The 5,849-nt window shown below is 58.9% G+C and carries 7 protein-coding genes and 1 pseudogene; 5 read left to right on the top strand and 3 right to left on the bottom strand.

Features of this window, described 5'->3' with window-relative positions; translation table 11 throughout:
* Nucleotides 1-81: 81 nt before the first annotated feature.
* On the bottom strand, nucleotides 82-426 hold the full coding sequence (locus NKJ46_RS34320) for a hypothetical protein (RefSeq protein WP_352671729.1): 345 nt from the start codon (nucleotides 424-426) through the stop codon (nucleotides 82-84).
* On the bottom strand, nucleotides 423-1,529 hold the full coding sequence (locus NKJ46_RS34315; RefSeq protein ID WP_352671727.1) for an IS5 family transposase: 1,107 nt from the start codon (nucleotides 1,527-1,529) through the stop codon (nucleotides 423-425). The genes NKJ46_RS34320 and NKJ46_RS34315 overlap by 4 nt, the downstream gene beginning before the upstream one ends.
* Nucleotides 1,530-1,707: 178 nt before the next feature.
* Here NKJ46_RS34315 and NKJ46_RS34945 point away from each other — a divergent pair, with 178 nt between their 5' ends.
* Entirely contained in the window at nucleotides 1,708-2,217 is a 510-nt protein-coding gene (locus NKJ46_RS34945) for an IS110 family transposase (RefSeq protein WP_502894314.1), read from the top strand.
* A complete protein-coding gene (locus NKJ46_RS34940; protein ID WP_502903501.1) occupies nucleotides 2,115-2,996 on the top strand; it encodes a transposase in 882 nt (293 codons plus the stop codon). The genes NKJ46_RS34945 and NKJ46_RS34940 overlap by 103 nt, the downstream gene beginning before the upstream one ends.
* A 29-nt stretch (nucleotides 2,997-3,025) precedes the next feature.
* Here NKJ46_RS34940 and NKJ46_RS34305 read toward each other — a convergent pair.
* Nucleotides 3,026-3,700 (bottom strand): annotated as a pseudogene (locus tag NKJ46_RS34305) (IS1595 family transposase); the annotation flags it as partial.
* Nucleotides 3,701-3,802: 102 nt separating this feature from the next.
* Between NKJ46_RS34305 and NKJ46_RS34300 the strand changes: the two are divergent.
* The 3 genes from NKJ46_RS34300 to NKJ46_RS34290 all read left to right on the top strand — a co-directional run bounded on the left by NKJ46_RS34300 (nucleotide 3,803) and on the right by NKJ46_RS34290 (nucleotide 5,311).
* A complete protein-coding gene (locus tag NKJ46_RS34300; protein ID WP_352593212.1) occupies nucleotides 3,803-4,042 on the top strand; it encodes a DUF6471 domain-containing protein in 240 nt (79 codons plus the stop codon).
* A 66-nt stretch (nucleotides 4,043-4,108) separates the two neighbouring features.
* Nucleotides 4,109-4,639, top strand: a complete 531-nt coding sequence (locus NKJ46_RS34295; protein WP_352593215.1) for a DUF7931 domain-containing protein — start codon at nucleotides 4,109-4,111, stop codon at nucleotides 4,637-4,639.
* Nucleotides 4,640-4,672: 33 nt separating this feature from the next.
* Nucleotides 4,673-5,311, top strand: a complete 639-nt coding sequence (locus NKJ46_RS34290) for a hypothetical protein (RefSeq protein WP_352595900.1) — start codon at nucleotides 4,673-4,675, stop codon at nucleotides 5,309-5,311.
* Nucleotides 5,312-5,849 lie beyond the last annotated feature (538 nt).

The following is a 5,849-nucleotide window of genomic DNA, read 5'->3' as shown; positions in this document are numbered from 1 at the left end:
CCAACCGTCTGCAACGATGTCCGTGCTGCATAAGGGCAATGGACAGTCCGCGTCAGGCTCGCAATTTATGACGCAGTAGTACTAGCAGGTTGTTGAAGAAGTCTGACGTATTGCCTTGAGGATGGCCTCGTCGCCGTTGTGATATGCGAATGTGATCTCGATCGAGCCGTCGTCGAGCAATTCGGCATAGCCGTCGCCTGTGACTTCATCCATCTCGTCACACCCGGCCCATGTGAAGTGAACTATCGAGGGGCTGTAGCTCAGTTCGAGACCGGCTTGCAGGGCGCCAAAGGCGATCTCGCCGTTGTTGTCGGGTCCGATGGCGATGGTTGCGGGTCCACCGAGGTTCAGGTAACCGCGATCCCACAGATCGGCTTCGATGATCCGCCAGCGGCCGATCAGTTGGCAGCCTGCGGGCACGGTCATTTCGACGCCGCCAAGAGCTTGGGCAGCCGCACCAGATTGTAGGCGGCGGCCGCGAAGGTGAAGGCCCACCCAACGCGGTCGCGGCCGCGCAATTTGGTCTTCTCCTGCCCAGCGACGGTTTTGATCCAGCCGAACGCCTCTTCGATGCGCTTTCTGATGCGCTGGCTGACGGCATAGCCACCGTGGCGCGTGGTGCGGCGATCGATCGCCGAACGACGGCCGTTCGTGTTCTGCGCTACGTGGGGTGTCACCTTCATCGAGCGCAACTCGTTGACGAAGTCCTCAGCGTCGTAGGCCTTGTCGGCGCCGAGCGTGATCGCCTGCGGCCGGTCGGCGCGAGGTTCGATCATATGCAGGGCCGCCACTCGCTCGGCATGCCCGTCGGCCAGCGTCAGACAGGCATCGACTAGCAGGCCATGGCGGTTCTCCATCAGCCCATGTCCCATGAAGCACAACCTAGCCTCCTTGCCCCGCCCTTTGCGGTAGAGCCTGGCGTCGGGGTCGGTGGTCGAGGCGTGCGTCTCGTTCGATCGCCTCTCGCCGTGGAAGTCCGCTTCCGCGTTACGCCCGCCGTCCTGAGCCGGCGGCTCGCCTGAGCTATCTTCGCCCGAACCGTCCTTCGGCTTGACGCTCTTCATCGGCGCCCAGGCCTCGATCAGCGTGCCGTCGACCGAGAAGTGATCCGTAGACAGAAGCTTCTTCACCTTGGGTTGCGCCAGAACGGCCCCCATGAACTTCGCCGCGATGTCGCCCTCAAGCAGCCGGTCACGGTTTTTGGAGAACACCGAATGGTCCCAGGCCGCATCGTCGACGCCGATGCCGACAAACCAGCGGAACAGGAGGTCGTATTCCAGCCGCTCCATCGACAGCCGTTCCGAGCGGATCGAATAGAACGCCTGCAAAAGCATTGCCCTGAGCAGCTTCTCCGGCGGGATCGATGGCCGTCCGATCGGCGAATACAGCGCCGCGAACTCACGCTCCAGTGCCGATAGCGCCTCGTTCACAATCGCCCGAATGCGGCGCACCGGATGATCGCGCCGCACCCGGACCTCAAGGTCCACGTAGCTGAAAAGTTCGCCAGTTCGATCGTCGCCGCCGCGCACTCGTCACCTCCGAATCCCTTCGGAGCCAGTGAATCATTGCTGCGGTCCGGTGGCGAGGGCCTTTTTCAACAGATGGGGTGATTGGGGTCTCGCCCGAGCCAAATTGAGGGCGGCTGCTCCTGTCGAGATGTGAGAACGTGGTCGATGTAGATCGCCACAAACATCAGGAGGAGCAGCCATGAAGTATTTTGCCGGACTTGACGTGTCTTTGGAAGAGACCGCGATCTGTGTCGTCGACGAGAGCGGCCGGATCGTGAAGGAAGGGCGGGCGGCGAGTGAGCCGAGGGCGCTTTATGAAGCCTTGCGGAAAATCGATCTGCCGCTGGAGCGCATCGGGCTCGAAGCCTGTTCGCTGACAGCCTGGCTTTATGACGGTATTCGCGCCGAAGGATTGCCGGCGATCTGCATCGAGACCCGGCAGGCCAACGCGGCGATGAAAACGATGCCGAACAAAACCGATCGCAACGACGCCCGCGCCTTGGCGCAGATCATGCGCACCGGCTGGTATCGGCAGGTGCATGTGAAGAGCCAGCAGTGTCGGCTCTGGCGATCCCTCCTCGTTGCGCGACGCACGGTCCTCAATAAATGCGGACGATCGAAAATGTCGTCAGGGCGATTCTGCGGGAGGCCGGCATCAAGCTCGGCACTCCAGGCCGCGCAGCTTTCGCCCATCGCGTGCGCGAACTGATTGGCGCAGATACGGTCATCATGGCGCTTGTCGAGCCGCTTCTGGCGATCGTGGCAACGATGTTGCGCGAGTGCGGGCGACTGACAAAGCAGGTCTTCAATATCGCCCGCAAGGAGCAAGTCTGCCGGCGCCTCATGTCCGTGCCCGGTGTGGGACCCATCACCGCGCTCGCCTTTCGTGCCACGGTCGATCAGCCGGACCGCTTTCGCCGATCGAGGGATGTCGGAGCGCATTTGGGTCTGGCCCCGGCACGCTATCAATCTGGCGAGACGGACATTCAGGGCAAGGTAAGCCGATGCGGTGACGAGCTCGCCCGCACGGCCCTCTATGAGGCGGCTCATTCGCTGCTTGTGCTCAGCAGGAAATGGTCGAGCCTCAGAGCGTGGGGTATGAACGTCGCCAAGCGGCGCGGTATGGCCCGCCCAAGTTGCTGTTGCTCGCAAGCTCGCTGTCATCCTGCATCGCATGTGGAGCGATGCGACAGAATTCCGCTTCGGCAAGGCACCCGGCTCCGTATCGGCCATGAAATAGGCACAACGGACCAACGAAGGAGGAGTTGCTTCCGCCCGAAAGGGCGTGAGCCGGATCGTTCCCGTGGGGACGGGCAAGGCGATCTCGTTAGCAGGCACGATCCTGGGACGAACTCTCCTAAGGTCGTTCAACAGATTGAGACGCCTCGCTCTACTGACCCCATCATGCGGCGGCCTAACGCCGACCGCGAAGAGAAGCGAGTGACCCGCGGGGCGACATGGTCCGGAAAATTATCAGGAGGAGCTTGACCTCAACGACCCCAATCAGAGAAGCCTGCTAGAGCGTCCCAATGGCTGGCCTCGTCTGCGAACAGCTTGGTGCCGGCCAGCATGCGCGCGCGGGCGATCTCAACGCCCTCGGCTTCGCGATGGCGGATGAACGTCAAGGTACGGCCGGCGCGCTCGCGCAGGGCGATGACGACGCGACGACGGTCTGACTGATGTTCCTTCATGCGACGGTCCTTGCGGTCCTCTACGCGGTTCTCAGGGCGCACGACGCCTCCGAAAAATGCACCGTCTATTTCGACTTCGCCTTCAAGCGTTTCGTTCTTGGTTTCAGCCGACAGGGCTTCGCGCAGCTTGTGGCCAAGCACGAAGGCAGTCTTGTACTGAACGTCCAGATCGCGGGAGAACTGGACAGCCGACATGCCCTTTGCGCCGTTGACGAACAGGCAGATCGCGGCCAACAGATCGACAAATGCCAGCTTGCGCGAAGCGAAGATCGTACCGGACGTGACGGAGAACTGCGCACCGCAGGCGGCGCACTTGAACTTGCGACGGGTCGGAATGTCGTAGTGGTCCAGGCATCCGCATTTCGGACAAACAGGCTCACCTTGCGTCGAAGCCCAGCGAAGGACCTTGAACGTGTCGTAAGCCTTTTCCTCGCCACCCTTGTAAATTTCTTTGAGGGAGAGCGAGCGGCTTTCGGCGGAAAGTAGGAAGTGCTGGGGCATTGTCATCATATCCGGTGATTTTGTTCACCGTATATGACGGCTTGCACCGCCAAATGCAGGGGTTTATATCACCGGATATGATGGTATTTTTTGAGGCGGCACATGGCACGGAAGGACGACCCGGCAACCGTCGAGTATGAGACGAAGGCCAAGAACCTGTTGAAGGCGGAATTGAAGCGAAAGGGGGTCACCTATGCCCAACTCGCCGAAAAGCTGTCAGCCATCGGTGTTCATGAGACCGAGCGCAATTTGAACAACAAAATCAGTCGAGGCGGGTTTACGGCAGCGTTTTTTTTGCAGGCCCTTTCCGTCATAGGTTGCTCCTCTATAATTTTGGAGTAGTATATTTCCAGCATGATGCTGGGGGGTCGCCTACATTTAGGCGAATTCATGTGATGGGCTGTGGCCATGTCTGACGAAGTTTACCGCGCAAAAATAGATCGGCTGATCCGAGAGATGAGCGGTGAGGTTGTTCTGAATGGCTCACACATCCACGCTTCTATCATCATAGAGCGTATGTTCGCTCGGGCGTCCTCGTGCATTCGAATCCTCAGCAGAACCTTCGACCCCCGAATTTACGGGGCGCCGGACACCGTAGCTCACGCGAACCTCTTCCTGGGCCTGCCAAACCGCAAAGCTGAGGTTCTGATCGAGGAGCCGCATAATCTGGATACCAGCAACCACCCGTTTTTTCACAGTTTGGTAGGTCATCCAAACTTGCAAATCCGGGTTGTACCACAGCACCTTAGGGCGCCAATCCAGATGAATTTTGCGATCATGGACAACAAAGGACTTCGTTTTGAGAAGGACAACACTGAAACAGCGGCAATAGCGCTGTTCGGCGAATCTCCTTTAACCAATGACCTGATCCGCCTCTTTGATCGTGTTTGGCAGACCAGTGCTCCAATGAACCTTCGCGCCGCGACTGTCGCGGCGTAGGCAAAGACCATTTTGGGTGAGCCGGCGTCCTGTGTGTCTATGTTGCCCCAGCTGGAGCCCGTTCTCGGGGCGGCGCTGGGGCTAAACCTTGCATATCTCAATCTTGCGGTATTTGCCTACATCACTCGTATTAGCGACAGCGTCAGCGAGTCGCTTGCAGCGGTGGAGGCCAGCGCAACTGACGCTGTAAAGGATACTATCTGGTATGGACAGCTAAGAGCCATTGCAGACGTAAAGACGATTGATAAAAATCGTATCCTGATTCCCGAAACACGATGGATAAATACCCCACCTAGTGTGTGGGGCATATTGTTCAACGTGTTTTTCTTCTGGAGGCTTGGAAAGCTTCTATCAATTGTTTTAACTGTATTTGTTGCGTTTATGTTAATCCTTGGAACGGCTCACAGTGCTGGGATCATTGGATGGTTTCTTTGCAAAGATGCCAATTCCATCAGCTTCTACTTCTTACTCTCAGTCTTGGCATTTGTATGGCCTATGTTGATGGCTTGGGCGGGCGCGTGGGTGCAACTCGCAGCGCGAAGGTTTCTGCGATACCAAGTCACGTCTCTGGGTAAGGCAGCACTTATGGAAGCCGCAGCCACCACTGCGGCGGCATCCAAGGCGGTCGACGCTGCCACGGGCACGGTTACTACCGTACAGCCCGCTGCGTAATTTCTCGCTTGGTGCGTTTGCTACATAAGACCGGGCTTTTGTCGGGGGCGGTGGACTCCGCCAGGGGAGAAATGACACCCAAAGCCGGATGGCTGAAGCGACGGTCGCCCCGCGTTCCGCACAGTGACGAAGGTAACGGTACGGCTCTTCGGCAGATGGCGCATCCTCATGGTAGCGTCTGGCCGTTCCCTCTGATGCTTCGGCCTCCCACACCTATCCGAACAGGCCCGATCCTGGAGGGTCCTCGAAGTGGGCATGAGGGCGATAGGCCGCGTGGTTCGGGTACCAAGCGTAGGCGCGGTATTGGGCTGGAAATTGGCGACGCGCGACGAAGAAGTCCGAGATCAACTCGTGCAATGGCAATTCCTAACACGGTGGACGTGTTGGAGCAGCCTCATCCTCCTAGTCAGGAACGTCATCAAGGTTATAGGATTGATGCGCGGCGAACCCTCGTGACGTTGCCCCCAGTTTCTATCCAGTTTTGAGTTCGTTTCCGGCGTGGGTTGTGCCCTGCTGGGCCGGTGAAGCGACGGGCGCT

Origin of the sequence: Mesorhizobium sp. M0166, from assembly GCF_040322255.1 — a bacterium.
GTDB lineage: Bacteria > Pseudomonadota > Alphaproteobacteria > Rhizobiales > Rhizobiaceae > Mesorhizobium.
Note: the sequence above shows the minus strand (reverse complement) of the source record. Positions and strands in the feature narration are given on the sequence as shown.

What these genes read in the sequence shown, in the direction of transcription:
- NKJ46_RS34320 (WP_352671729.1), bottom strand. Translation starts at nt 426, where the DNA reads ATGACCGTGCCCGCAGGCTGCCAACTGATCGGCCGCTGGCGGATCATC.
- NKJ46_RS34945 (WP_502894314.1), top strand. Translation starts at nt 1,708, where the DNA reads ATGAAGTATTTTGCCGGACTTGACGTGTCTTTGGAAGAGACCGCGATC.
- NKJ46_RS34940 (WP_502903501.1), top strand. Translation starts at nt 2,115, where the DNA reads ATGCGGACGATCGAAAATGTCGTCAGGGCGATTCTGCGGGAGGCCGGC.
- NKJ46_RS34300 (WP_352593212.1), top strand. Translation starts at nt 3,803, where the DNA reads ATGGCACGGAAGGACGACCCGGCAACCGTCGAGTATGAGACGAAGGCC.
- NKJ46_RS34295 (WP_352593215.1), top strand. Translation starts at nt 4,109, where the DNA reads ATGTCTGACGAAGTTTACCGCGCAAAAATAGATCGGCTGATCCGAGAG.